Here is a 23762-nt window from a genome sequence, read left to right as displayed (position 1 = left end):
ACGGAATTTCAGCCCCATGAAGCAGATTGTTAGCGCTACCGCACTCGCCCTCATTCTCGCCGCCTGTTCCAGTCAGGAGCCTGCCGCCGAGCCCGAGGCCGATATCGCCACCGCAACGCCGACCGCCTCGGACGATGACAGCGCAGTGGAGGATATATCCGCCGGGGATGCGGACGCTGCCATGGATGCAATGGAGCGTGACGATGCCACCGATGGCTCTACGGCAAACGCCAGCGCGCGCAGCGAAGTGCAAGCGATCCCGGAAGCCTTTCGCGGGACATGGGCAACCTCCCCCGAAAACTGCTCCGCGCGCAGCTTCTACCGCGTGACGGTGCAGGACGACCGCGTGAATTTCTTCGAGGACGGCGGCTTTGCCAGCGACATTCGCGTGAAGGGCCATGCGCTCGCCGTGACCTATCCCTTCGAGAATCCGAACGGCGAAACCGAACACCGCGTGGTCTATTTCGCGCGCGAAACGGAGGACCGCATCCGCATCCGCGAGGGCGACGGGGAAAGCCAGACGTACGTAGCCTGCCCCGATCAATAAGTCGGCGGGTGCTCGATGATTTGCCTGTAGTGCTTCCCGCAATTCTGATGCCTGCGTTTCAGGAGCACCCCTTGCAGGCGGGATCCTTTGCAATCGCGAAGCTGCGCATGTCTGGCTTGAGTCCGTCGAGCAGGTAGACCCGCCCCCAGTCGATATCCGGCATGTTGCCCGACGGCCCCAGCAACGCTCGCACTGCCTGTAGCGCGGCGAAGGTCGCTGCCCAGCCGGCCATCGCGCCGAGCATGCCTTCCTCGGCGCAGGTATCGCAGTCTTCAGCATCGAAGGCGTCGCCGACGAAACAGCGATAGCAGGCCTCGGTCGGCAAGTGACCCGCGAATGCGCCGACCTGGCCCTGGAAGCGACCGACGGCGGCCGACAACAGCGGCACGCGTTCGGCCACGCAGGCATCGGAAATCGCCAGGCGGGTCGCAAAATTGTCCGTCCCGTCGAGCACCAGATCGGCACCGACGACGAGGCTGTGGGCATTTTCGGCAGTGATGCGCCGGTCGCTGATCGTCACATCGAGCGCAGGGTCGAACGTGCTGACCCAGCGCTTGGCGATGACGGCCTTGCCGTGGCCGATGTCGCGCGTGTTGAACAGCGTCTGGCGCTGCAGGTTGCTCGCCTCGACCTTGTCGTCGTCGACCAGCGTCAGCCTGCCGATCCCTGCTGCGGCGAGATACTGCAGCGCCGGCGAGCCGATCCCGCCGAGGCCGACGAGAACGAGGTGCTTGCCAGCCAGCGCCACCTGCCCCGCGCCGCCGATCTCGGGCAGCACGATATGGCGGGCGAAGCGGTCGAGGCGATCATCGGACAGGCTCATCCCGCAGCGTCCTCGTCGGCGTCGGGCAGGCGCTCTTTTCGAAACCCGTGCATCCCGTTCCACCATTGCATGCCGATCACTGCGCCTTTCGATGGCTGGAGCAAGGCGACCAGCATCACCACCGCAAGCGGGACGATGATCGCCACGATCGCCATCGCGCCCAGCGCCAGTTCGGCGACGAGGAAAATCAGCACCGGGGCCAGCAGGTGGCCGGTCACGAACAGGGCGATATAGGCCGGGAAATCGTCCGCCCGCTGGCCCGAAATGTCGAGGTTGCAATGCGCGCACCCATCGACCGGCTTGAGCCATTTGCGGAATAGTGTGCCTTCGCCGCAGCGCGGACACCGGCAGCGCGCTCCGCGCCAGAGCGTTTCGGCGAAGGAAGCAGGCAGGGCGTAGCGCGATGGGTCGGAGGCCATGACCGCCCTTTGGCCGCTCGCACGCGCGCTGTCGACAACCCTGTGCAAAGGGCTGTCGATCAGACGTGCATTACCTGTGGGTACGGAGGGGAGCGATCAGCTCTCCAGCTGGCGCAGCAGGCTGCGCACATCGCCGTCCATATCGGCGTCGCGCTGGCGCAGATCCTCGATCAGCCGCACGGCATGGATCACCGTCGAGTGATCGCGTCCGCCGAACTTGCGCCCGATTTCGGGATAGCTGCGCGGGGTCAGCACCTTGGAGAGATACATTGCCACTTGCCGCGGGCGAACCACGGCGCGCGCGCGGCGCTTGCTGCTCATTTCACTGCGGTCGATGCGATAGAACTGGCAGACCGTGCGCTGGATTTCGTCGATCGTGATCCGGCGGCGATTGGCCGACAGGATATCGGTCAACTGTTCCTCGGCCAGCTGGAGCGAGACTTCCTGCCCGGTCAGCTGGGCATAGGCGATCAGCTTGTTGAGGCCGCCGACCAGCTCGCGGACATTCCGCGTGATCGTGCGGGCGAGAAAGTCGAGCACGTCCTCGGGCACCTGCAGCGGCGCGAACTTGGTTAGCTTGGAATGCAGGATTTTCTTGCGCAGCTCGATGTCGGCCGCCTGGATGTCGGCGACGAGGCCCATCGAGAGGCGCGAGAGCAGGCGCGGCTCGACTCCGTCGAGCGCCTGCGGTGCCCGGTCTGCGGCGAAGACCAGGCGCTTGCCTTCGGCCAGCAGCGCATCGATCGTGTAGAGCAGTTCTTCCTGTGCCGAGGCCTTGCCGATGATGAACTGGATGTCGTCGACCAGCAGCAGATCGAAGCTGCGCAGGCGGGCCTTGAATTCCAGCATCTGGTTGGCTTTCAAGGCTTGCACGAACTCGACCATGAAGCGTTCGGCACTGCAGTAGAAGATGCGGCTGCGCGGATGGGCCTGCAGGAAAGTATGGCCGATGGCGTGCAACAAGTGCGTCTTGCCCTGTCCGGTCGCGCCCTTGAGGTAGAGCGGGCTGAACTGCGGCTTTTCCGTCGCGCTCATGCGCTGGGCTGCGTTGAAGGCGAGGATGTTGGCTTCGCCGGTGATGAAGGCGGCGAAGGTCAGCGAGGGGTCGAGGCCGACGCTAGAGGTGAAGCCGCGGTCGCCCAGCGTGTCGGCGCTGATCGCCATCATCGAGCTGTCGGCACCGTCATTGGCCGGGCGGCGACCGTCGGAGTGCAGGCGAAGGTCGGCGACCTGGCGGCGGCCCGGGTGTACCTGGATGTTGACGTGGCGCACGTCGCTGCACGCGATCTTCCAGGCGAGGCTCAGCCGGTCGGCGAAGCGGTCCTTGACCCAGTTGGCGCTGAACTCGGTCGGCAGGAAAAGGTCGAGCGTGCCGGTTTCCTTGTCGATCCCGCCGACCTGGATCGGTTTGATCCACTGACTGTGAAGCTGATGCCCGAGATCCTTGCGCAGGCCCTGGCTGATGTCCGACCAGTCGGCCGCCAGGTTTACAGCTTCACTATCTTCCATGAAATCGTCCCGATTTTTCTGTTTTGCTTTTGTCGCTTCGGCACCCTTGCCCATAGTCACAAACTTCCCCCAAGCGCGGAAGCGCATCGGCCTCCGCGATCCTACCAGTTCCCGTCGCGTGAAAGGGAGCGGGCAAAGCTTCGCCCCACCCCGGAATCGGTGTTTTCCGGAGGTTCCCCTCTAGCAGTTCGAATGTGAGGCGCGGGCTGTCCCGTCCCGTGCCGGTGAAGATGTTTTAGGCAGGCGGGCGAATGAGTCGCAAGGGGGATAACTGCAATAAATCGGAAATAATCTTGTTGACTCGCCGCAAGCCCGCAGGCTGCCGTTCAAGCCCCTGATTTACCTTCGTTTGGCTTCGCCGTGGCAGGCGAATCGCAGGAATCTCTAGCCTTGCTTGACGGTTCCATTGCGGCGTTGCGACGTTACGTGACCGGGATGCAACAAGGGGTCCGCGCGCGATGCGGCGGACCCCTGTCGAATTGCTACCGGGCGGGCCCGAAGGCCGGCGAATCAGAGCGCGGCGACGCGCTTGCTGAGACGGCTCATCTTGCGAGCGGCCGTGTTCTTGTGCATCACGCCGCGGGCCACGCCGCGAGCAAGCTCGGGCTGCATGGTCTTGAGCGCGTCCTGCGCGGCCGACTTGTCGCCGCCTTCAATCGCCACTTCGACCTTCTTCACATAGTTGCGAATGCGGCTCATGCGGGCGCCGTTGATTTCGGCACGGCGTTCGTTGCGGCGGATGCGCTTCTTGGCTTGCGGCGTATTGGCCATATCTGTCCTCGTCAGGCCGCGCCGAATGTCTGCGCGGCGGAAAATCTCGTCTGGGCGTTTCGAAAAGGCAGCCCATGGGCCGCCGGAAAGCGGCGCACTTAGCTGCGCTCCCCCGAATCGTCAAGCAATTGCTTGGTGCATGCCAGGCTGCGGCGGAACGCTGGTTTGCCCCGTCTGTTTGCCTAGATAAGAGCAAGCGAAGCGAAGGGAAGACCGCAAGTGACAGAAAAGACGATCCACAGCGACGCCGAATGGCGCGAGAAGCTGACGCCCGAGCAATATCACGTGCTGCGCGAGGCCGGCACCGAACGCGCCTTCACCGGCAAATACGACAAGCATTACGAAGAGGGCGAGTATTACTGCGCCGCCTGCGGACAGAAGCTGTTCGAGAGCGAGGACAAATACAACAGCGGCTGCGGCTGGCCGGCCTTCGTTGCGCCGGCGGAAGGCGACGCGGTCGATGAGCACCGCGACACCAGTCACGGCATGATCCGCACCGAAGTCACCTGTTCCAATTGCGACGGCCATCTCGGCCATGTCTTCCCCGACGGTCCGCGCGATCGTGGCGGCATGCGCTATTGTATCAACAGCGCGGCCCTGAAGTTCGAGCCCGACGACACGCAATCATAGAACAATCCGCCCGAACCGACCGAAAGCGATCAGTAGCGAAGTGGCAGGAACCCATGGGGTCGGAAGGGGACTGCGCCTGGAAATCCTGGCACACCGTTGAGCCGCCACCCCGATACCAAGCGCCGGTGTGCCATTACGGGTTTACATTCCTACCGGTTCAGCGGTCTCGGGAGCCGGCAATTGCTCGGCCGGCATGTGCTGGATGCTGATGCCGTTGCGCACGGCCCAGATGGCCGCCTGGGTGCGGTTCTGCACGTCGAGCTTGCGCAGGATCGCCTTCACGTGGACCTTCACCGTTGCCTCGCTGATATTTAGACTGCGGGCGATGACCTTGTTCGGCGCACCGACCACGAGAAATCGCAGTGTCTCGAGCTCGCGATCGGACAGCAGATCCAGCATTTCGCTCTGCGAACTGGCCGCGCAGGTCTCGTCGATCCAGTGCTGCGGGAAACGGTTGGCCAGCTCGCTCGGCATGACCTTCTCGCCAAGGTGGACGAGCTTGAGCGATTCGATCAGCGGATCGCAATCGATCGATTTAACGATATAGCCATGGATTCCTGACCGGAATGCCTCGACCATGGCGTCGAAATCATACGCATTGGCCAATACCACGATACGCGAGTCGGCGCATTGTTCGCGAATATGCTCGACCTCGGTTGCAACACAGCACTCGTCGCTCTCGTCCAGCAGGACGATCCGCGGCGCGAACTCGATATCCGCATCCGTCAGAGACGAACTTGTATTGCTCGATTGTATCACCTCGAACGTCTCACCATGCAGGATGCGGCGCATGCCTTCCCGCGCAAGAGTATTACGGCTGATGATCGCCAAGGGTATCGCTTGTACAGAATGCATCGTATTTTCCTCCGTCTCGACCCGAAAGAACGACCAATCCTCTGAAAAATTCAGCGACCTCAATTTCTGTATGAGACGGTACTACTTTCTTGCGAATACTGAGTCGAGTCCGAAGGAAACGTTAACTCTTACCTCGTGCCAAAATGGGTCAACCCGTGCACATTCCGCGCTAGACTACTTCTCGCACCATCATGAAAGCTTCCGCCGCTTGGCGAAATACGGTCGACCCACGCAGCCGCGCGAGGGCTTCGATCGTCTTGAGCGAGCGTTCATCGGGAGACGCCTTCACCTGGCTTTCGAACTTCGCAAACGCTTCCAGCTTGCGATCGAGATACTCGCCGATGTCGATGAAGACGTTCGGCTGGAACCCGGGCGTGATCGGCGGTGCCGCCCAATTCGTTTCAGAAAGGGTTTCATAGGCCAGCACGAGCCGCGGCACGTTTGCGGAGCGCGGGCGGCACGCGACGAGCGCGGCGTTAAAGACCAGCTGGTGGTCCACATGGACGTCACCGAAGAAGGGGGCGAAGACGGTATCGGGTTCGACGTGGTCCACGATTTTCGCGACCGCGGCATTGATCTGCGCAGCGCCTACCGTGTCGAGAGCGGCGGCCGGCAGATCGAGGTAATGCACTTTGGTTCCACCCAGCACTGCATGAGCGGCCACCAGCTCCCGGCGCACCTGAGCGACCAGATCGGTGGAGAATTGCGGCGATTTGCCCGTCGTGACGATGGCGACATGGACGTCGTGCCCATGATCCCTCAGGCGCGCGATTGAGCCGCCACAACCGAGCACTTCGTCGTCGGGATGCGGTGCGACCACGAGGACGCGGCCCAATTGATCGAGGGGAGTGGAACCGGTCATTGCGCGTGCCCCAGGACGGAGTGAATCCGCGGCGGCTGCCCGCCGTCCATGCTCCATTCCTCGATCCTGATCACGCCTGATCCGGTCTGCACGATCAAAGCCTCGCCGTCGATACCGACGATCTGCCCGGCGGAGGCATGGTGATCGATGTTCTCTATCGGGGAACTGGCCCAAAGGGTCATGCGCGCGTCGCCTGACTGGGTGAACGCGCCTGGGTAGGGCCGGCCGACTGCGCGGATCAGGCGGTCTATCTCTTCAGCGGGCCGGTGCCAGTCCACCTCACCGTCCGATGGACGCCGCCGCGCGCAATAGGTGGCGCAACTTTCATCCTGCAGGATTTCGCGCGCGCTACCATCGGCCAAGGCTTCGATGGCGCGCCGCACGATCGTATCGAGCGCCATCATATGCTTGGCATAAAGGCTTGCCGCGGTCTCTCGCGGTGCCACGTGGAAGAATTCCTGCGCCAACAGCGCACCTGTGTCGACGCCCTCGTCCATCCAGAACAGGCTGGAGCCCGAAATCTTCTCGTCGGCGAGAATTGTCCATGGAATAACTGCCCGCCCGCGCATGCGGGGAAGCGGTGCGGGGTGGTATCCGAATATCCGGCCCGGCGCGATCGCAAGGAAATCGGGCCCGCATATCTGCGACCAGCCGATCACGAAAATGCCATCCGGTTCAGCTTGCCGGATCGCGTCCAGCGTCGCAGGATCATTGGTCTTGCGAATGGCGAGCAGCTGCGCGCCGATTTCCTGCGCATCCGGCGCCAGGTCGACGAAATCCGAATGCCGGCCAGCAAGGTCAGGATCGAGCGTGACGACCATCGCGATGTCGCACGCGCTCTCGCGCATGGCGTTCAGCGCCACGCCAGTGCTCTCGACAGCCCCGACAAGAACGATACGCATCGGGCTCAGACTGATCCCTCTGCCAAGGCGCGACCATCGCCGCCCGAGGCGCCTGCACCCACGGTCGTACTCGCATGCTGGGGCATGGTCCGGTCGAGCTGCATTTCCCGCAGCAAGAGCGCATTGACTTTGCGCACGTCGTATACGTCCTCGGCGAGCTTGCGCGCATTCGAGGCCATATGGCGGACAAGCTGGCGATTGCCCGCGAGGCGCAGCATGGCTTTTGCGAGCGAAGCGGCATCGCGCGGCTCGACCAGCAGACCGTTCTCGCCGTCCACCACGGCGTCGCGACATCCCGCCATGTCGGTGGTGATGACGGGCCGGCCGACAGCCAGCGCTTCCAGGATAGTACGGGGCAATCCTTCGCGGTAATAGGACGGCAGCACGAACACATGCGCACTGGCCAGGAACTTCGGAACCTCGTTCGTTTCCGGGATGAGTTCGATCGGATAATCGCGCGTCAGCCGCTCCGTGTCGCTTTCGCTCAGCCCCGTGGGATTGCTGGGTTCGGGACGACCGATCAGGGCGAACCGTGCTTTGGGATATGTCGAATGAACGCGCTGGGCAGCCTCGGCATATTCCCATACGCCCTTGTCGCACATCAGTCGGCCGATCATCAGGAAGCTGGTTTGACCTTCCGGCAGGGGTGCTTGCGCAAACCGGTCAACATCGACGCCGGATCCGGGCACCTGAACAACCGGGCTGGTAGGCGAGACAATGCCGGCGGCAAGCATGTCGGGCCGGTCGTCGGAATTGAAGACGAAGATCCGTTTGGCGCCGCGCAGCCCCTCGCGATAAAGCCGACAGAACGCCGCCTTGAGCAGTTTGCGCTCTTTCGCGGCATCACTGAACAGATAGCCAAGGCCCGACATCAACGCATAGTATCGTCTGATACCGCATAGCCGCGCGGCAAGGCCGCCATAGATTATTGGTTTCTGCGTATAAGCGATGACGGCTTCTGGCCGATGCCGACGCAAGAGCTTTACGTAGGCTAGAAAGGTGCGGAGATCGGCTAGCAAATTCGTCCCCGCACGGGCCATCGGCACTTGTTCGAAGGCAACGCCCCACTCGGCCAGCCTTGGTTCGACCGCGGCATCGCGGTCGGGCGCGGCGGCGACGACCTCGTGGCCTGCGCGGCGCAACTCCTGCAACAGGTCTCCACGGAAATTGACCAGCGAAAAGGCCAGGCTGGAGAAGACCGCAACCTTCATCGATTGCCTCCGCATTTCCCGCCCGCATCTGCTGCGGGCGCCGAGCTTGTCAACAACTGAACCATGTGGGACAGATTAGGAGCACAGGCCCGCGAATGGTGCGCCAATCGGGAGGATAGCCGAATTATCGGCAATCAGCCTTTCGGGTTAGCAAGCCTCCCTTCGTGGCGTGACGGCATCTGATAGGGACAGGTCAGGGCCGCGCCGAATGGCTTATCGACACAGGGTTTTCGATAGACCGATGTGACGCCGCTCCCCTTCCGATTGATCGCTTGAAGAGCAAATGCGCGCCCGCCGCCGATGCGATAGGTCCCGATGCGACTTCGATGGAATCTGCGCAAGAACCGACCGCCTTTTCCGTCGTACATTGGATCGGGATGGAGTAGGCAATGGCCAATCTGGGCGGCGTACAGGGTGGACACCATTTGCCGACAAGCCCGGTCGCCCGACGTCGCTACGTGATCGGACGTGTACTCGCCAATTCGACGGGCCCCAGCCTTTCCATGCGTAGGGCCATCCGACTGGCCGGTGTGATGACGCTGGATTTCTTGGCGATTACCGGCGCGCTGCTTTTCCTTCTCCCGATCCTGAGCCCACCGCCGAGCGCGTCGGCGATGGTTTTCCCGCCCTGGACCATCGCCCTGGCCGGCGGGGCCGCGGTGGCGACCCAATATCTGTTCGGCCTTTACCGTCGCAGCTGGCGGTTCGTCTCTTTCGCCGATTGCGCGATCATGGGCGTCGCCGTAGCCACCGGACTGCTCGCGGGCTGGTCGCTGATTGCGTTCATCGAACCGGCCGGATTCCTGACCGGTAATCTGCCTGCACTGGCGCTGCTGCATTTCTGCCTTAGCTTTCTTGCGATGCAGCTCATGCGCATGGCGCGCAGGGCTTTACGCAAGATGAGGCACGTGGGTTTCCCGCGCATTGCCAGGAAGACCCTTGCCGAAGGAGCTTCGCGGGTCATCCTGTGCGGGCGTGCCGAATGGGCGGCCTCGATCATCGACATGGCCAGGGTGCATCCGGCCTCCCCGATCAGTATCTGCGGCATCCTGCTCCCGGAATCTGACGGTCCGATCGTGCAATTGCGCGGAGTTCCGGTGCTGGGCGTGCCCAGCGGCCTCGTCACGGCGACGGCCTTGCTGGAACAGCGCGGCATGCGGCCCGACGGTATCGTGGTGTGCGACGACGGCATCAATCTGAGTGTCCGGCAAGTCGCATCGCTGGCGCGGCAGGCACGTGACCTCCAGCTCAAACTGACGAAGGTCGGCGACGACTGGGGGCAGCTGATCGAAAACTCCGGCGCGGCCAATGACGACACGATCTCCACTGCTGACCTCCTGGGGCGCGAGGAATTGCGCTTTCGCGACGACAGCGTGGTACGGCAGCTGGCCGGCGAAACCATCCTTGTCACCGGCGCAGGTGGGACCATCGGCGGGGAGCTTGTCTGGCAGCTGGCAAGCTTCAATCCGGTCAAGATCGTGCTGCTCGACCACAGCGAGTACAATCTCTACGCGATCGAGAAGCGCATTCGCGACGCCTTTCCGCAGCAGAAGCTGGCGGTGGCGCTCTGCAACATCCGCAACAGTTCGGAAGTCTGCCGGGTGTTCGACAAGCACCGCCCCGGCATCGTCTATCACGCCGCCGCACTGAAACATGTCCCGATGGTCGAAGCCAATCCTTGCGCTGGCGCTCATACGAATATCCTCGGCACGAAGAATATCGCCGATGCGGTGTGCGAATTCGGCACGCGCGCGATGGTGCAGGTCAGCACCGACAAGGCAGTCAATCCCGTCGGGCTGATGGGCGCAACCAAACGGGTGGGCGAGCTTTACGCCCAGTCGCTGGATCTGTGCGGTGTCGATGACCCGGACGCCCCGCGCTTCATGACCGTGCGGTTCGGCAATGTTCTAGGATCTTCTGGATCGGTGGTGCCGCTGTTTCGCGAGCAGCTGCTCGCCGGCGGACCGCTGACCATCACCCATCCCGAGATCGAGCGGTTCTTCATGACCGTGTCGGAAGCGGTCCAGCTGATTCTCGAGGGATCGACCCATGCCTTGCAGGAAGACACCCGGCGCGGTCGCATCTTCGTTCTCGACATGGGCACGCCGGTCAAGATCGTCGATCTCGCGAACCGCATGATCCGCCTCTATGGTCTCGAGCCAGAGGTCGATATCGCGATCCGGTTCACCGGTCTGCGGCCCGGCGAAAAGCTCTTTGAAGAACTGTTCGACAGCTGCGAGGCACAGATCGATTCCGGTATCCCGGGCGTATTCGAAGCGCATTCGAACTCGGTGCCGCTGCCGCTCATCACGCGGGCGATCGAACTGCTCGCCCATGAGGTGGCCGTCGGCAACGAGGATGCCGTCCGACAGATCACGCATAACCTCATCACGCTGCCCCATCATGCCGACGTCGCGGCCAATTTCGTGTTCGACAAGGATGGCGGCCTCAAGAGCACCAATCTGCGTATGGTGGAGGAAGCCTGATGGCCGTAACGACCCTTCCCGCAGCCGACGGCACCAGGGGGCATTTGAACAGCGTGCCTGCTTTCGCAAGCTCGCACTGGCCGCGCCACGAATCCGACGAGCTGGAAGCCGCCGTCGCCGTCCTTGCCGAGGGGCGGACGAATGCCCTGGTGCATGGCGAGCAGACCCGCGCTTTCGAAGCAGAATTTGCAGACTTCGTCGGCGTGCCGCACGCTATCGCCGTCGCCAACGGCACGCTCGCGCTCGAACTCGCGCTGCGCGCCTTGGGGATAGGACCGGGAGATGAAGTCGTCGTTCCCGCGCGCAGTTTCTTCGCTACGACCAGCGCTGTCGTCGCAGTCGGCGCCACCCCCGTTTTTGCCGATGTCGAGCCTGACACACAGAATATCGACCCGCGATCGGTCGCGCGCGTGGCCGGTCCGCGCACTCATGCCGTTATCTGCGTGCATTTGGCCGGCCAGCCATGCGACATGGATGGTCTCGTCGAAGTCTGCGAACGGCACTCGTTGCGGCTGGTCGAGGATTGCGCCCAGGCGCATGGAGCACGCTGGCGAGGCCGCGCGGTCGGTTCGTTCGGCGATGCCGGGTGCTACTCCTTCTGCACCGACAAGATCATGTCGACCGGGGGCGAGGGCGGCATGGTCGTGTTGCGCGATGAGGCGGTCTGGCGGCGCGCCTGGGCTTACAAGGATCATGGCAAGGACCCCGTCGAGCTGGCGCAGCCTAGCCCGGCACCGGCCGGTGAATTCCGCTTCCTCCATTCCTCGTTCGGCAGCAATTTCCGCATGACCGAAATGCAGGCGGCCATCGGCAGGGCACAATTGCGCAAGCTGCCTTCCTGGCTCGACCAGCGATGCCGCAATGCGCAGGCATTGATCGAGGAAGCCTGCCGGCATCCGGCGATTGCGCCGCTGCACCTGCCTGACGAAGCCGAGCACGCCTATTACAAATGCTATCTGCGGCTCGACCCCCAAGCGCTTGTAAGATCAGTCGACCGGCCAGCGATCCTCGCCATGCTGCATGCCGACGGTATCGCGTGCGGCAGCGGCTCGTGCCCCGACATGAGCCGCGAGGGGGCCTTCGCAGACGTCCCGGTGCGTCGCGATGGCGAACTGGCGATCGCGCAGAATCTGGGCCGTCGCACGATCATGTTCCCGGTCGACCATACGCTGGACGAGTGCGACATGCGCGCCATCGGCCGCCGCATTGTCGAAATCGTCGAGCGGCTGGAGAGCGCCGCATGACCGCGCCGCTCCATCCGCCGCTCGATTTCATGGTTATCGGCGCTATCAAGGCGGCGACGACCTGGTTGCAGGTGCAGCTGCAGAATCATCCGCGCGCTTTCATGCCCGACATCGAACCGCATTTCTTTTCGCGCGACCACGGTAAGGACTGGTCCTGGTATCGCGGCCTCTTTCCCGACCGGAAGACCGAGGGCACACTGTGGGGCGAGAAGACGGCAGACTATCTCGCGAATACCGAAGCCGCAGCTCGGATCGCCGCCGCCTATCCCGACATCAAGGTGGTGGTGCAATTTCGCAATCCTGTCGAGCGCGCCTATTCTGACTACAAGATGCTGTTTCGTCGCGGGCTTGTGGGCGGCGATGTGGCTGCATATCTAGACGCGCGGCAGGCCGAAATGCCCCGCTTCCTCTACAATGGACGCTATGCCCATCACCTTGCGCGGTGGCTGGAGCATTTCGAGCGCGGACAGATACTCGCGTTCCTCTTCGAAGATGTGAAACACGATCCGCAGGCGATGCTGGCGCGCACCTGCAGGCATCTTGGCTTGCCACCGCATTATGACGATACGCTCGCCGCACGCTCGCAGAACGACAGCAGCGAGCGGTTCCTGCCGTTGCCGGTCCGGCGCGCGCTCGCCCCGTTGAAGCCGCTCGCCAAACCCCTGCGCGGACTTGCCTGGTTCGAAAAGACACGCAGTATTTTTGCGCGCGAAATCGATTACCCGGCGCTCGACGACGACCTGCGGGCGCGATTGCAGGATTTCTATCGCGACGACATCCGCGCCCTGGAACGCCTGATCGGGCGCGATCTTTCGCACTGGCTTCAGCCCGCCGCGCAGCAGCGCGGCTTGACAACATGCGCCGTATTGGCGTGAACTGACCACAAGGGAGGGGAAGACGATGACAACACCTCGCTCGATCGCTGCGGTTATCCTGGCCGCTTCGACCATGCTGCTGGCGCCAGGCTGCGCCTCAGGCGTGGCGGGGCTTTCGCCGATAAGCACATTGGCAGCACCCGAAATGACCGTCGCTGCTGGCGATAAGTTGCGCGTCAGCGTGCAAGATCTGCCGGCCATGGACGGCGAATACATCGTGGATGATGCAGGGACGATTTCCCTGCCCGTCATCAAGGATGTGCAAGTCGCAGGCCTCGGCTATCGCGAGACTGAGCGCGCTGTCGAACAGGCGCTCATGAGCCAGCAAGTGCTGCTCGACCCGACTGTGAGCATCCAGCCGCTCGAACTGCGGCCGGTCTATGTCATGGGCGAGGTCAATCGCCCGGGCGAGGTATCCTATCGCCAAGGCATGACCGTCTTCGCTGCCATTTCGGTGGCCGGTGGCTATACCTATCGCGCCAACCAGGCGGAGGTGGCCGTGACCCGGACGCTTGACGGTCGCACCATTACCGGAACCGCTTCGGCCGACACGCCGATCCGCCCGGGTGACCGGATCATGGTGCACGAGCGGTGGTTCTGACGATGGCGAGCACACGCGCGCGGTCGCTGGCCGCTCTGGCGGCGGCCTTGCCCCTGCTCGCGATCCCAGCGTCTCTCGCCGCGCAGACGACGATCGCGCCGATCATCGCGGCGGGCGATCCGGAATACCAGATCCAGCCTATCACTGCGGGCCCGTTTCGGCTCGAGCCGCAGCTTCTGGCGCAGACGTACTACGATTCCAACGTGCTGGCGGAGGAAGACAACGAGATCGAGGATGTCGAGTTTATCTTGCGTCCGGAGCTGGCAGCCTCGCTCGGCAACGAGACGGCGCGCTTGCGCATAGAAGGTTATGTCCAGCTGTCGCGCTTTACCGACCTGACCACCGAGAATTCGGACACCTATGGCGTCTCTCTCGCCAGCCTGTTCTCTCCCCGCACCGGCAGTGCTTTTACAGCCGGTGCGGGGTTCGCGCGACTGGCCGAGGATCGTGGCGATCCGGAAGCTCGCGAACTCGCCGGGCCCGGCCCGCGCCTCATCGACACTGTCTTCGCCAATGCTGGCTATCGCAAGGAAGACGGACGGATCCTGCTCGATATCGATGCGGAAGTGCGCGAGTACGACGCTGTCGCTGCAATCGATCGCGAACGCGATTTTCTGTCCTATTCCAGCCGTGCAGTCGTCGGCTATCGCGTTGGCGGGGCGCTATATGCGACTGTCGGCGGGTTCGTAAACAAGCGCGACTTCCGGCTGGAAGGAACCGCGCTGGAGCCGGACCGGGATGCGGTCACCTATGGCGGACGCCTTGGTGTGCGCTGGATCGGCGAAGGGCCGGTCAGGGGGAGTGCGGCCGTTGGCCTGTTCCGGTTCGATCCGCAGGACGCGCGACTCGATGCGCGCACCGGCCTGTCGATCGCGGCATCGGTGTCCGCCCTGCCGACCCGCCGCATTGCAGTGGTTCTCGACGGCTTTCGCGGCGATGTCGCGACATTTCGCCAAGGGGCATCCGCTCGTACCGACACACGCGTGGCGCTGACCGTACAGCAGGAGATCCGCCACAATCTATTCGCACGCTACGGCGCGAGCTGGCGCGAATCGACCTTCGTCGGCAGCGGTGTAAGCGAAGAGACTTTCGGCCCGAATGTCGCGGTCGAATATCTTTTCAACCGCAATCTCTCGCTGATCGCCGATGCGACCTATCGCAAACGGTCGAGCGATGACCCATTCGACGATTTCGAGCGGTTCCGGGCAGGTCTGACCCTGCGGATGCGCATCTAGCCGGGCTGTTCGCCCAGAATGCTTTCGTAGACTGTCATGACGCTTCGCGCATGGCTGTCCATGCCGAAACGCTCCAGCGCTGCTTGGCGGGCGGACCGGGTCATTGCGAGACGTTTGGCTTCGTCGAGCTCGGCCGCGATTACTGCCGCGGCCATCGCTTGCGCATCGTCGGGCTCGACCAAATTGCCAATGCCTCCGTCAAGCGCTTCCACATTCCCGCCGGATCGGGTTGCGACGACCGGGGTGCCTACAAGATTAGCCTCCACAAGGGTTCGGCCGAGCGGCTCGCGCACTGCAGTCACGAGCAGATAGTCGCAGGCCGCGATCCAGTCGTGACCGGGCCGGCGGAAGCCCATCACGTGGATGGCCGATTGCATGCCGAGCTCGTCGATCTTTCTCTCGACCTGTTCAGCAATGCCAGGCTCAGCCGGTTCGCCAAAGACCAGGCCGACGACCGGGCGATCGCTAATTTCGCTCAAGCGCGCCACAGCCTCGACGAAAGCCACGGGGCGCTTGCGCTCAATCAAAAGGCCGAAATAGCCGCAGACGAGCGTGTCCGGCTGGAGGTCGAGCTCTGCAACGATCCGCTCACGCATTGCCGCGCGGTCCGGTTCGATGGCGGTATCGAACGGACTGTGGATCACTTGCGCCTTGGGCAGCACGCGGCTGTCGGGATCGGCGGGAAGAGCGAAGCGCGAGACCGACAGGACGCGCGTTGCCAGCAGCGGAGCCACGTAATTGAGCCCGCGCGCAGCGGGATCGGCGCGATGATGCCAGACGAGCGGTAGCCCGGCCAATCGCGCGGCCAGGCCCCAGACGGCATGGCTACGCCCGTCGTTGGTGTGCACCAGGTCCGCTTTGATCTGCGCCAGCAGCGCGCGCCGCGCCTTGGTATGCCGCAGTGCGTTGAGAGCGCGCACGACCGACATCTTTTGGCCGGGTCGTTCCACCGCCTCGAAACCGGGGCCGACAAAGGTTCGGAACTCGCGAAAGAAATCGGCAATGCGGTCCGCGCCGGGTTCATGAATGATAACCGGCAGGAACCGTCCCGGGTCGAGATTGCGCAGCAGACCTATAGTCGACTCGTGACTGCCGCCGAGTGTATTTCCGACCATCGGGAAGGCAATCAAGCGGGGTTGCGAGCGTGCCAGATCTTCGGCAGCCATAGTCCCGGTGTCGAGTGCGTGCGTGGCCATGTCCAACTACCCCGATCTTCGCGCAGACGCGCGTTCTGCCAGATAGTTTTCGAAGTTCGCCCAGCCGTCGCCATCCGCATCGGCCCAGCTGTCGGCGCGCTGCGGATCGCTGCCGTGGCGGGTTTCCCAGCTATCGGGCATGCCATCGCGGTCGCTATCGCGCTTAGCTGGCGAAGCTGACATGCGGACCTCGGGGATACGCCCGGGTGTGCGGACTATGCGACCCTTTTTCTGCCGGATGTTTGCGACCACCTCGGCATCGATTGCGTCGCGTGGCCAAGCGCCGCTGTGCTTGAGCACCGAAGCGAATGCCCGCGCAGCGGGCTGCGGTTCGGTAGCGAGGGGACAGGGCGGCTCATCGACCAATATTTGTGCAAGATCGGGCGATCGCGGGCGGAATGCGCCGTCGAACGAATTGTCGCGCTCGTAAAGCCGCGCGGGACCGCGAGTGCCGAATTGTTGGCGGACGATCCCGATCGCGGCATCGGTCGTGCTCGGCCCGGCGATGAACCAGTTCCCGACAAGCGAGACCGGCGATCCGCCATAGGTTTCCCAGATCTCGGCGAATTCGGACTGGGCGTTGAAGAAGACGTTATTGGTCACTTCGACACAGGAGCCTGGCGGAAAATTGATATCCGGGTTGCGGTCGCCGCTATGCGCGCAGATGTTCATGACGAAGCTGACGTGCTGCGCATCGTGCGGATCGCTGGCCAGCAGCGCGCATTTGTCGTGGCGTTTCAGGCCGAAGGCGAAGATCGAGTTCGAAATGGTGATCCAGTCGTTGTCGGCATAACCATTGACGATTTCATCGCGTGCCCAGCTGGCGCTGACATGGTCGACGATGACGTATTCGCTGCCCTCGATCGTTATCGCGTCTTCCGCTTCGCGATGGTCCCCCATGCGGTCGTTGCGCACGCGGATATGGCGCACCACGACATCGTGGGTGTTCTTGATCAGCAGCGGGCTGCGCGCCTCGGGGCCGCCTGAATGGGCCAGGGTAATCCCCGCGCCGGGCGCGGTCTCCCCCGCGATCGTCAGAAAGGGTTCGCGGATGATCGGCGGTTCGCCTTCGAAGCGGATCGTGCCCGCGACATCGAAGACGCAGGTGCGCGGTCCCGTGGCTGTCAGGCATTCGCGCAGCGAGCCCGGCTGCCGGTCGGCGAGGGTCGAAACGCTGATAATGCGCCCGTCGCGGCCGCCGATCGCCAGCGCGCCATGGCCCAGGGCGCCCGGGAAGGCGAGCTTGCCGGTCCGCTGGACCTCTGCCGCGCGCGAGTGAGCGGGGCTTTCGGCGCTTTGTTCGCGTTGTTCGACCGGCGGTTCGCCGGGAGCGGGGCTGGCGGAGCACGCGAACAGCATGGCCGCCAGCAGGGCAAGCGAGAAAACCGGCCAGATCATGGTCCGAAAATCCCTTTAGATGCAGGGATAGCCGAGAAAATTCGCATGCGCATCGCCGGCAGGATAGGCAGGGGCAAGCGCCCGACAACGTATCTTTCGGATAGGCCGCCTCACCCCCTAGCGCCGCTTTGACTACATCCATTGCATAGCCGACCCTCCCGACGAACCTTTGCGAGAAGCGGGTCGGTCGCGCAAATTGCGGGCATGACACAGCGTGCACTCAGGCCGGCGGGATCGACCTTCGGATGGGACGGGGCTTTCGTGCGCCCCTACCGTGCGCCGTCGAGCAGCCCGGCCCTGCGCCTGCAGATCGCGCTGATGCTGGCCGGCTGCGGCCTGATGTCCTGGCACCTGCTGCGGGTGCCGGCAGTCAATGTCACGATTTCGGACCTTCTGCTAATAGCGGCGACTGTGGTCGTGCTGGTGCGCTATCGCCTGTCGATCAGGCCGCTCGGCACGCTGAGCTATATCTGGATCTTGTGCGTGCTGGCGTTTCTCGGCGCGCTCCTCGCCAGCAGCATGGCCAGTTACGGCCCAGGGCGCTGGGTCGTCGTCGCCCCGCAATATATCCTGTCGCTGGTGGTGATGCCGATGCTGTTCGGCAGCTTCACGAAACTGTTCCTGAAACGCTGCCTGCTATGGCTCGCTTACGGCATCGTCGTGTCCCAGGTCATCGGGCTGGCGGTAAAATATGCATTGCCGGTGACGATAAACGAATTCCTTCCGGACAAGGTCGTGCTGGCAAACGGCCGGATCGGTGCCATGGCGGGCGAGGGGAACTGGAACGGAGCGATGATCGGCTTCGGCACGGTCATCATCATGCACGCCTCGCTCACGCGCTCGCTGCACTGGCTTGGCGGTATCGCCTGCCTCGCCGTGCTGAGCTGGGCCCTGCTGGAAACAGGCAGCGTCACCGGGCTCTTCGCCACAATGGCCGGTCTGGCCACGCTGATCCTTGCGCGCGGCGGGCGCTCGCTGGCGGGATGGGTGCTGTTGCTGGTCGCCGTGCCGAGCCTTTACGTCAGCTTTGGCTATCCGATGCCGGAAATTTTCGAGCAGCGCGTGGCGGGCGCACTGGCGAGCGGCTCGCTCGAACAGGCGGGCACCTTTGCCGACCGTTCGCGGCTGATTGCCGAATCATGGGAGATTGCCGACGATACCCTGCTCGTCGGTCTAGGCGTCGATCAGTATCGCGTCGTCAGCAGTGATGGTGCCCCAGTCCACAATTTCCCGCTGCTGGCGCTGACGGAAGGAGGGCTGCTTGCCGCGATCGCTGTCATCGGGATGTTCCTCGCCATGTTCGCCATGGCACTTGCCAGGCTCGGCGAAGAGCGATCGAGCGGCGCAATCATGCTGGCGATGGTGGTGGTCCTGGCGGTCTTCAGCCTCGCCATTCCGCACATGTATACGCGCATCTGGTTCCCACCAGTCTTGCTTGCGCTGATTGCATATCGGAGCGTCGACGCGGCATTCCGGCCAGTGCCGCGGCCTGAGCCGGCGATGCCGTCAAAAGGTGACCACGCATTGCCTCGATCCGGTGCCGGCGATGCCTGAGAACGATCGCTGTCCCGCTGCACCCGGGCTGGGCGGGATCGGGCTGCCGCGCGAATATATTGTTTCGCGATTGGGCAGCATCGCGCATCTCTTCTCGGGCACGCTGGCGGTCACCGGCCTCATGGCGCTCAGCACGATCGTCGCCGCCCGCGCCCTCGGGCCGCAGATGTATGGCGTGCTGGCACTGGTCCTGACCATGGGCCGGATCTGCGAACGACTCATCCGGTTCGAAAGCTGGCAGCCACTGATCCGGTTTGCCAGTCAGCCCGATGCCGAGGCTGATCCGGTGCATATGGGCCGGTTGTTCGTCCTCGGCCTCATGCTCGATCTTGCCTGTGCCGCCGCCGCGGCGCTCGTTCTGGTCGCCGCAGGCTATGTCCTCCTGCCCCTCGTCGGCCTGGACCAGTCACAATATTACCTTCTGCTCATCTTCGCGCCGGCGATCGCTTTCAATATCCGCGGGGTGCCGACCGCTGCGCTGCGGCTGGCGGGTCATTTCCGGACGCTCGCCTATTTCCAGACGCTGTCGGCGGTCCTGCGGCTGACGCTCGCAGCCGCGGGCTGGGCCTGTGGCGCCGGCGTGGCGGAGTTTCTCGCTATCTGGACCTTTGCGCAGCTGGTCGACACTGCGATCTTTGCCTGGCTGGCCCGTCGATCGCTCAACAACGTTGGGGTGCAGCTGGTCTTCGATACGCCGCCAGCCCAACTCATCCGGGCTTTCCCGGGGTTCATGGGGTTCGCTTGGTCGACCAATGCATCGAGCACTTTGCGCACCCTTACGCAAGAGGCCGACGTTTTGCTGGTCGGCGCGATGACCGGGACCGCCGGGGCCGGCCTTTACCATCTCGCAAAGCGGCTGGCGAAGATGGCGCAGCAGGTCGGCCAGCATATTCAGGCCGTCCTCTACCCCGATTTTGCACGGCTTTGGGCGCAGGGGCAGGCGCAGATGTTCGGCATGATCGTGATGAAGGTGCAGGCGATCCTTGCCGCTTTCGCCGTTCTGGCACTTGGCGTCGTATGGCTGCTCGGAGATCCCGTGATCGCGCTGCTTCTGGGTGAGGACTACGCGGGACTGCTACCGCTTGTCTTTACTCAAGTCATTGCAGTCGCCCTGATCCTCCATTCTTCGACCCCGCGATCGGCGATGCTGGCCATGAACCATCCGGGTACGGTCCTGATGGTTGCACTGGTATCGACTGCGATCTTCTTCGGCATCGCGAGCGTCGCGATCCCGGCCTACGGCCCGATCGGCGCGAATTTCGCGCATATCGGCTTCGCGCTTTTTACCGCGATCGCGCTCGATGCGTCCTGCTGGCCACGGATCTGGCGCCGCCAGCAACGTCTCGATGGAGGCGGCGAATGACCCGGCACGAACAGATCCCGGTCAAGACACACACGCACGAGCGCCGTAGCGGGAGGCGTGTGGCAATCGTTCTGCCGGGCCTACGCGCTGGGGGATCGGAGCATGTGGTGAGCTTTCTCTCCTCGAGATTGGCGCGACTTGGCTATGATGTGACCATTGTCAATTTCGAGACGGGCGACGAGGCGCCCTATTACGAAACCGACGAGCGGGTTGCGATCCGCTATATCGGTCGGCCGGTCGTTCGCCGTGGGCGGGTTGGCGGGGCAATCGTCATTCTCCGGCGGATCGGCGATCTCCGCCGGGCTCTTGACGAACTGTCGCCCGACCTCGTGCTGAGTTTCCTGACCCGAACCAATATCCAGACGCTCGCCGCCACGCGCGGGCGAAGCGCGCCGGTCGTCGTGTCCGAGCGCAACAATCCGGTGCGGCAGGATCCAGGGCCTGTCTGGCGATTCCTGCGCAATCGCGCTTATCCGCATGCCGCGGGGCTGATCACGATGACGCGCGGCGCGCTGGAATGCTTTCCCCGCAGATCGCGCAGGCGCGGCTGGGTCATTCCGAACATGGCGGATTTCGCCCATTACGAACCGCAACCGCATTCGGGTGGGCCGACCCTGACGGCAGTTGGCCGCCTGACGCACCAGAAAGGCTTCGATCTGCTGATCGAGGCATTCGCGCAGATTGCGCGGCGCCATCCCGACTGGTCCCTGCGCATTTGGGGCGAGGGCCCGGATCGCGAGCAACTCGAAGCGCAGGTCGCCGCCGCGGGACTGGCCGACCGGATCGAACTGCCAGGGGTCACCGCGCAGCCTGGCGAATGGATCGAGTCCAGCGATGCCTTCGTGCTCAGCTCGCGGTTCGAGGGATGGGGTCTGGTGCTTGGCGAAGCCATGGCGGCCGGACTTCCCAGCGTATCGTTCGCCTGTCCGTTCGGGCCCGAAGACATGATTACCAACGGCGTCGACGGATTGCTGGCCCGCGATGGCGACGTCGCCGATCTCGCCGCCTGCCTGTCGTGCGTGATGGGCGATGCGGATTTGCGCGATCGGCTCTCGGAGGCGGCAAAGGCATCGTCCCGCCGGTTCGAACCCGAACGGATCGGACAGGAGTGGGAAGCGGTGATCGAGCAGATTTTTGTCGAACTGGAACTGGAGGGTACGCGATGATTGCCGGACTGAAAGCAGGATTGGCGAGCGTCAGGCGGGCGCAACACGACTGGCAGCTAAGGCAGTCGCGCGGTGAGGTGGACGCTTTTCTCGTATCCTATCCGAAAAGCGGCCGGACCTGGCTGCGCTATCTCCTGTCGATCTATTTTGCGCAAAGGTTCGAGCTCGGCCTCGATATCGATTTGCGCACGACGTTCCAGGTCTTGCCGAATTACGATCTCGATGCGGAGCGCGGTCTGCCGGCGTCCGCCATGATGGTCGGAAGCCCGGGCCCGCTGGTCGCTGCCAGCCACCGCGACTGGGACCCCGAACTCTTCGCCGGATTGCCCACCGTATTCCTGGTGCGCGATCCACGTGACGTGCTGGTATCCTCCTATTTCCACCAGACCCGCCACAAACATCGCTTCGACGGCGATCTGTCGGACTTCATCGATGATGCCGACTATGGCGTCGGTGCGATCGGTGCGTTTCACAACCGCTGGCTCGACGGGCTCAACGGACAGCGGCACATCGTCATCAGTTACGAGCAGCTGAGCAATGATGCCCAAGCCACCGTACGCGGGGTGCTCGGTTTCCTCGGTCTCTCGGTCGACGAGCCCGCCCTCGATCATGCGATCCGTCAGGCACAGTTCGACAGAATGCGCAAGAAGGAGCAGCGCGAAGGCATTCCGGGTCATTCCTATGATCGCAGCGACGCCGATGCCTCGCGGGTGCGGCGGGGCAAGGTTGCGGGCTATCTCGACTATCTCGGCCCCCAAGAGCTCCAGCGAATCGATGCCATTCTCGACCGTGTGCTTAGCGACCCGGCACGCCGCGCCTATGCAGCCTCAGGATATCGCGTCGTGACTAATAGTGCCGCGGCATGAAAATTGCTGCCGTCATTACCAGCCTGACGACCGGAGGCGCGGAAATCCTCGTCAAGGCGCTGTCGGAGGAGTTTACCGCACAAGGGCACGATGTGCTCGTCGTCGCTTTGACGGATGCTGCTATCGTTGGGAATTCGGCCGAAACCGAGGCGCGCATGCGGAAAGAATTGGGCGAGGCGGGGATTCGCTTCGCTTCGCTCTGCCAGTCGGCAGCACGCAACCCCTTCGACGGACGCGGGCGTATGCGCGCGTTACTGCGGGAGTTCCGACCCGACGTTGTGCACGCCCACACCGCCCGCGCGCTGCCCTTGCTCGCACTGGCCGGCAATACGGCGCGAGTCGCGTTCACCCATCACAACACGCGCATCGGTTTTCCGATTTTCCTGTTCCGCGCATTCGACCGGATGACCGACGCCTATGTCGCGATTGGCCGCGATGTCGAAGGCGCCCTGATGCGGCATGTCGGCAAGCCTATCGTACCGATCGCGAATTGCGCCGGCCGGAATTTCGCCGGCGGGAAGATCCGTAGCGAGCCGCGGAGCCGCCAGCCTGTCGTGCTTTCGGTGGGCGCCATTTCGGGCCAGAAGAATTACGGCCTGGTCCTCGAGATCGCGAAGCACTGCCGCTCGGTCTTCTGCGAGGAGGCAATGCCGGTATTTCACGTGGCCGGGGGCGGCGAGGATCTGTTTGCCATGCGCGAGAAGGTTGCGCAGGAGGGCCTGACCGACACTGTCATCTTTCTCGGCGAGCGGGCGGACGTTCCGGAGCGCATGCGCGATGCGGACCTCTATCTCAACACCTCGCTCTATGAAGGCATGCCGCTCACCTTGCTGGAAGCAATGGCTTCGGGTCTGCCGATACTGGCCAGTGACGCGCCGGGCAATCGCGAACTGGTGGACGAGGGGTACAACGGCTTTCGCGCCGCGCTCGATGATCCGCAGGATTTCGCGCTACTGATCGAGCGCATGCTGTCGGACCGCGCGGCCTATCGCGCCATGTCGGGCAATGCCCTTGCGCGGAGCCGCGAATACTCGGTGGAAGCAACTGCGCAAAAGCACCTGCAACTTTATCGCGACATCACCGGACAGGCGGCCTGAACATACGACGCGCCCAAAAGGATTAGCCAGAATAGGTGAGCGCGCGCTCCGCAATAGTCGGCCAAGAATACGTCCGTTTTTGATAGCTTCACCGGCGTGCCCAGCGTGGAGGCATCTCGAACCGGGCTAGCGGCCGGAGATCCTCTAGGATC

22 protein-coding genes are annotated in these 23762 nt (G+C 63.5%); 12 read left to right on the top strand and 10 right to left on the bottom strand.

The window, feature by feature from the left end; all coding sequences use genetic code 11:
• Positions 1-16 precede the first annotated feature (16 nt).
• Positions 17-547, top strand: a complete 531-nt coding sequence (locus P8R33_RS04875; RefSeq protein ID WP_278327848.1) for a hypothetical protein — start codon at positions 17-19, stop codon at positions 545-547.
• A gap of 58 nt (positions 548-605) precedes the next feature.
• Here P8R33_RS04875 and P8R33_RS04870 read toward each other — a convergent pair whose 3' ends face one another.
• From P8R33_RS04870 to rpsT, 4 genes are all read right to left on the bottom strand, one after another.
• Complete coding sequence (locus P8R33_RS04870) at positions 606-1370, bottom strand: HesA/MoeB/ThiF family protein (protein WP_278327847.1); 765 nt, start codon at positions 1368-1370, stop codon at positions 606-608.
• On the bottom strand, positions 1367-1789 hold the full coding sequence (locus P8R33_RS04865) for a DUF983 domain-containing protein (protein ID WP_278327846.1): 423 nt from the start codon (positions 1787-1789) through the stop codon (positions 1367-1369). The genes P8R33_RS04870 and P8R33_RS04865 overlap by 4 nt, the downstream gene beginning before the upstream one ends.
• 96 nt (positions 1790-1885) lie before the next feature.
• Complete coding sequence (dnaA, locus tag P8R33_RS04860) at positions 1886-3298, bottom strand: chromosomal replication initiator protein DnaA (protein ID WP_278327845.1); 1413 nt, start codon at positions 3296-3298, stop codon at positions 1886-1888.
• 510 nt (positions 3299-3808) lie between these two features.
• Positions 3809-4069 (bottom strand): 30S ribosomal protein S20, encoded by a 261-nt coding sequence (gene rpsT / locus P8R33_RS04855; protein ID WP_278327844.1) that lies wholly within the window; start codon positions 4067-4069, stop codon positions 3809-3811.
• A 219-nt stretch (positions 4070-4288) separates the two neighbouring features.
• On the opposite strand from rpsT, the gene msrB reads away from it, so the two are divergent.
• Positions 4289-4699: a peptide-methionine (R)-S-oxide reductase MsrB gene (msrB, locus tag P8R33_RS04850; protein WP_278327843.1), complete on the top strand. Its 411-nt coding sequence runs from the start codon at positions 4289-4291 to the stop codon at positions 4697-4699.
• Between the two features lie 141 nt (positions 4700-4840).
• On the opposite strand, the gene P8R33_RS04845 is transcribed toward msrB, so the two are convergent.
• The 4 genes from P8R33_RS04845 to P8R33_RS04830 form a co-directional block, all read right to left on the bottom strand.
• Positions 4841-5554, bottom strand: a complete 714-nt coding sequence (locus P8R33_RS04845) for a response regulator transcription factor (RefSeq protein WP_278327842.1) — start codon at positions 5552-5554, stop codon at positions 4841-4843.
• A gap of 169 nt (positions 5555-5723) precedes the next feature.
• Entirely contained in the window at positions 5724-6416 is a 693-nt protein-coding gene (locus P8R33_RS04840; protein WP_278327841.1) for a PIG-L deacetylase family protein, read from the bottom strand.
• Positions 6413-7318: a methionyl-tRNA formyltransferase gene (locus tag P8R33_RS04835; protein WP_278327840.1), complete on the bottom strand. Its 906-nt coding sequence runs from the start codon at positions 7316-7318 to the stop codon at positions 6413-6415. Before P8R33_RS04835 ends, P8R33_RS04840 begins: the two co-directional genes overlap by 4 nt.
• Positions 7319-7323: 5 nt before the next feature.
• Positions 7324-8529, bottom strand: coding sequence for a glycosyltransferase family 4 protein (locus tag P8R33_RS04830; RefSeq protein WP_278327839.1), 1206 nt, complete (start codon positions 8527-8529; stop codon positions 7324-7326).
• A gap of 389 nt (positions 8530-8918) precedes the next feature.
• Between P8R33_RS04830 and P8R33_RS04825 the strand changes: the two genes are divergently transcribed.
• The 5 genes from P8R33_RS04825 to P8R33_RS04805 are packed head-to-tail and all read left to right on the top strand — an operon-like array spanning position 8919 to position 14970.
• A complete protein-coding gene (locus P8R33_RS04825) occupies positions 8919-11015 on the top strand; it encodes a polysaccharide biosynthesis protein (protein WP_278327838.1) in 2097 nt (698 codons plus the stop codon).
• Positions 11015-12259, top strand: a complete 1245-nt coding sequence (locus P8R33_RS04820) for a DegT/DnrJ/EryC1/StrS family aminotransferase (protein ID WP_278327837.1) — start codon at positions 11015-11017, stop codon at positions 12257-12259. The genes P8R33_RS04825 and P8R33_RS04820 overlap by 1 nt, the downstream gene beginning before the upstream one ends.
• The gene (locus P8R33_RS04815; RefSeq protein WP_278327836.1) at positions 12256-13134 is read left to right on the top strand and encodes a sulfotransferase family protein; all 879 of its coding nucleotides are present in this window, start codon (positions 12256-12258) and stop codon (positions 13132-13134) included. Before P8R33_RS04820 ends, P8R33_RS04815 begins: the two co-directional genes overlap by 4 nt.
• A gap of 25 nt (positions 13135-13159) precedes the next feature.
• Positions 13160-13735, top strand: a complete 576-nt coding sequence (locus P8R33_RS04810; RefSeq protein ID WP_278327835.1) for a polysaccharide biosynthesis/export family protein — start codon at positions 13160-13162, stop codon at positions 13733-13735.
• Positions 13736-13737: 2 nt separating this feature from the next.
• Positions 13738-14970 (top strand): outer membrane beta-barrel protein, encoded by a 1233-nt coding sequence (locus P8R33_RS04805; RefSeq protein ID WP_278327834.1) that lies wholly within the window; start codon positions 13738-13740, stop codon positions 14968-14970.
• Here the strand turns inward: P8R33_RS04805 and P8R33_RS04800 are convergent.
• Both P8R33_RS04800 and P8R33_RS04795 read right to left on the bottom strand, forming a co-directional pair.
• Positions 14967-16166 (bottom strand): glycosyltransferase, encoded by a 1200-nt coding sequence (locus tag P8R33_RS04800; RefSeq protein ID WP_278327833.1) that lies wholly within the window; start codon positions 16164-16166, stop codon positions 14967-14969. The two genes, P8R33_RS04805 and P8R33_RS04800, sit on opposite strands and share 4 nt — an antisense overlap.
• A gap of 6 nt (positions 16167-16172) precedes the next feature.
• Entirely contained in the window at positions 16173-17564 is a 1392-nt protein-coding gene (locus P8R33_RS04795; RefSeq protein WP_278327832.1) for a pectate lyase family protein, read from the bottom strand.
• Positions 17565-17768: 204 nt separating this feature from the next.
• Here P8R33_RS04795 and P8R33_RS04790 point away from each other — a divergent pair, with 204 nt between their 5' ends.
• The 5 genes from P8R33_RS04790 to P8R33_RS04770 are packed head-to-tail and all read left to right on the top strand — an operon-like array spanning position 17769 to position 23610.
• A complete protein-coding gene (locus P8R33_RS04790; protein ID WP_278327831.1) occupies positions 17769-19118 on the top strand; it encodes an O-antigen ligase family protein in 1350 nt (449 codons plus the stop codon).
• Positions 19111-20481, top strand: coding sequence for a lipopolysaccharide biosynthesis protein (locus P8R33_RS04785; RefSeq protein WP_278327830.1), 1371 nt, complete (start codon positions 19111-19113; stop codon positions 20479-20481). Before P8R33_RS04790 ends, P8R33_RS04785 begins: the two co-directional genes overlap by 8 nt.
• Entirely contained in the window at positions 20478-21647 is a 1170-nt protein-coding gene (locus P8R33_RS04780) for a glycosyltransferase family 4 protein (protein ID WP_278327829.1), read from the top strand. Before P8R33_RS04785 ends, P8R33_RS04780 begins: the two co-directional genes overlap by 4 nt.
• Positions 21644-22513, top strand: coding sequence for a sulfotransferase domain-containing protein (locus P8R33_RS04775; protein ID WP_278327828.1), 870 nt, complete (start codon positions 21644-21646; stop codon positions 22511-22513). The genes P8R33_RS04780 and P8R33_RS04775 overlap by 4 nt, the downstream gene beginning before the upstream one ends.
• Positions 22510-23610, top strand: coding sequence for a glycosyltransferase family 4 protein (locus P8R33_RS04770; protein WP_278327827.1), 1101 nt, complete (start codon positions 22510-22512; stop codon positions 23608-23610). Before P8R33_RS04775 ends, P8R33_RS04770 begins: the two co-directional genes overlap by 4 nt.
• The last annotated feature ends 152 nt before the right edge of the window (positions 23611-23762 follow it).

The organism is Qipengyuania flavescens, from assembly GCF_029688735.1.
Lineage (GTDB): Bacteria > Pseudomonadota > Alphaproteobacteria > Sphingomonadales > Sphingomonadaceae > Qipengyuania.
The sequence above is the reverse complement of the archived record's forward strand: the minus strand, read 5'-3'. Positions and strand labels throughout refer to the sequence as shown.

Bases quoted from the DNA above. Each gene is read 5' to 3' on its own strand.
- P8R33_RS04875 (WP_278327848.1), top strand. From the start codon at position 17: ATGAAGCAGATTGTTAGCGCTACCGCACTCGCCCTCATTCTCGCCGCC.
- P8R33_RS04870 (WP_278327847.1), bottom strand. From the start codon at position 1,370: ATGAGCCTGTCCGATGATCGCCTCGACCGCTTCGCCCGCCATATCGTG.
- P8R33_RS04865 (WP_278327846.1), bottom strand. From the start codon at position 1,789: ATGGCCTCCGACCCATCGCGCTACGCCCTGCCTGCTTCCTTCGCCGAA.
- dnaA (WP_278327845.1), bottom strand. From the start codon at position 3,298: ATGGAAGATAGTGAAGCTGTAAACCTGGCGGCCGACTGGTCGGACATC.
- rpsT (WP_278327844.1), bottom strand. From the start codon at position 4,069: ATGGCCAATACGCCGCAAGCCAAGAAGCGCATCCGCCGCAACGAACGC.
- P8R33_RS04845 (WP_278327842.1), bottom strand. From the start codon at position 5,554: ATGCATTCTGTACAAGCGATACCCTTGGCGATCATCAGCCGTAATACT.
- P8R33_RS04840 (WP_278327841.1), bottom strand. From the start codon at position 6,416: ATGACCGGTTCCACTCCCCTCGATCAATTGGGCCGCGTCCTCGTGGTC.
- P8R33_RS04835 (WP_278327840.1), bottom strand. From the start codon at position 7,318: ATGCGTATCGTTCTTGTCGGGGCTGTCGAGAGCACTGGCGTGGCGCTG.
- P8R33_RS04830 (WP_278327839.1), bottom strand. From the start codon at position 8,529: ATGAAGGTTGCGGTCTTCTCCAGCCTGGCCTTTTCGCTGGTCAATTTC.
- P8R33_RS04825 (WP_278327838.1), top strand. From the start codon at position 8,919: ATGGCCAATCTGGGCGGCGTACAGGGTGGACACCATTTGCCGACAAGC.
- P8R33_RS04820 (WP_278327837.1), top strand. From the start codon at position 11,015: ATGGCCGTAACGACCCTTCCCGCAGCCGACGGCACCAGGGGGCATTTG.
- P8R33_RS04815 (WP_278327836.1), top strand. From the start codon at position 12,256: ATGACCGCGCCGCTCCATCCGCCGCTCGATTTCATGGTTATCGGCGCT.
- P8R33_RS04810 (WP_278327835.1), top strand. From the start codon at position 13,160: ATGACAACACCTCGCTCGATCGCTGCGGTTATCCTGGCCGCTTCGACC.
- P8R33_RS04805 (WP_278327834.1), top strand. From the start codon at position 13,738: ATGGCGAGCACACGCGCGCGGTCGCTGGCCGCTCTGGCGGCGGCCTTG.
- P8R33_RS04800 (WP_278327833.1), bottom strand. From the start codon at position 16,166: ATGGCCACGCACGCACTCGACACCGGGACTATGGCTGCCGAAGATCTG.
- P8R33_RS04795 (WP_278327832.1), bottom strand. From the start codon at position 17,564: ATGATCTGGCCGGTTTTCTCGCTTGCCCTGCTGGCGGCCATGCTGTTC.
- P8R33_RS04790 (WP_278327831.1), top strand. From the start codon at position 17,769: ATGACACAGCGTGCACTCAGGCCGGCGGGATCGACCTTCGGATGGGAC.
- P8R33_RS04785 (WP_278327830.1), top strand. From the start codon at position 19,111: ATGCCTGAGAACGATCGCTGTCCCGCTGCACCCGGGCTGGGCGGGATC.
- P8R33_RS04780 (WP_278327829.1), top strand. From the start codon at position 20,478: ATGACCCGGCACGAACAGATCCCGGTCAAGACACACACGCACGAGCGC.
- P8R33_RS04775 (WP_278327828.1), top strand. From the start codon at position 21,644: ATGATTGCCGGACTGAAAGCAGGATTGGCGAGCGTCAGGCGGGCGCAA.
- P8R33_RS04770 (WP_278327827.1), top strand. From the start codon at position 22,510: ATGAAAATTGCTGCCGTCATTACCAGCCTGACGACCGGAGGCGCGGAA.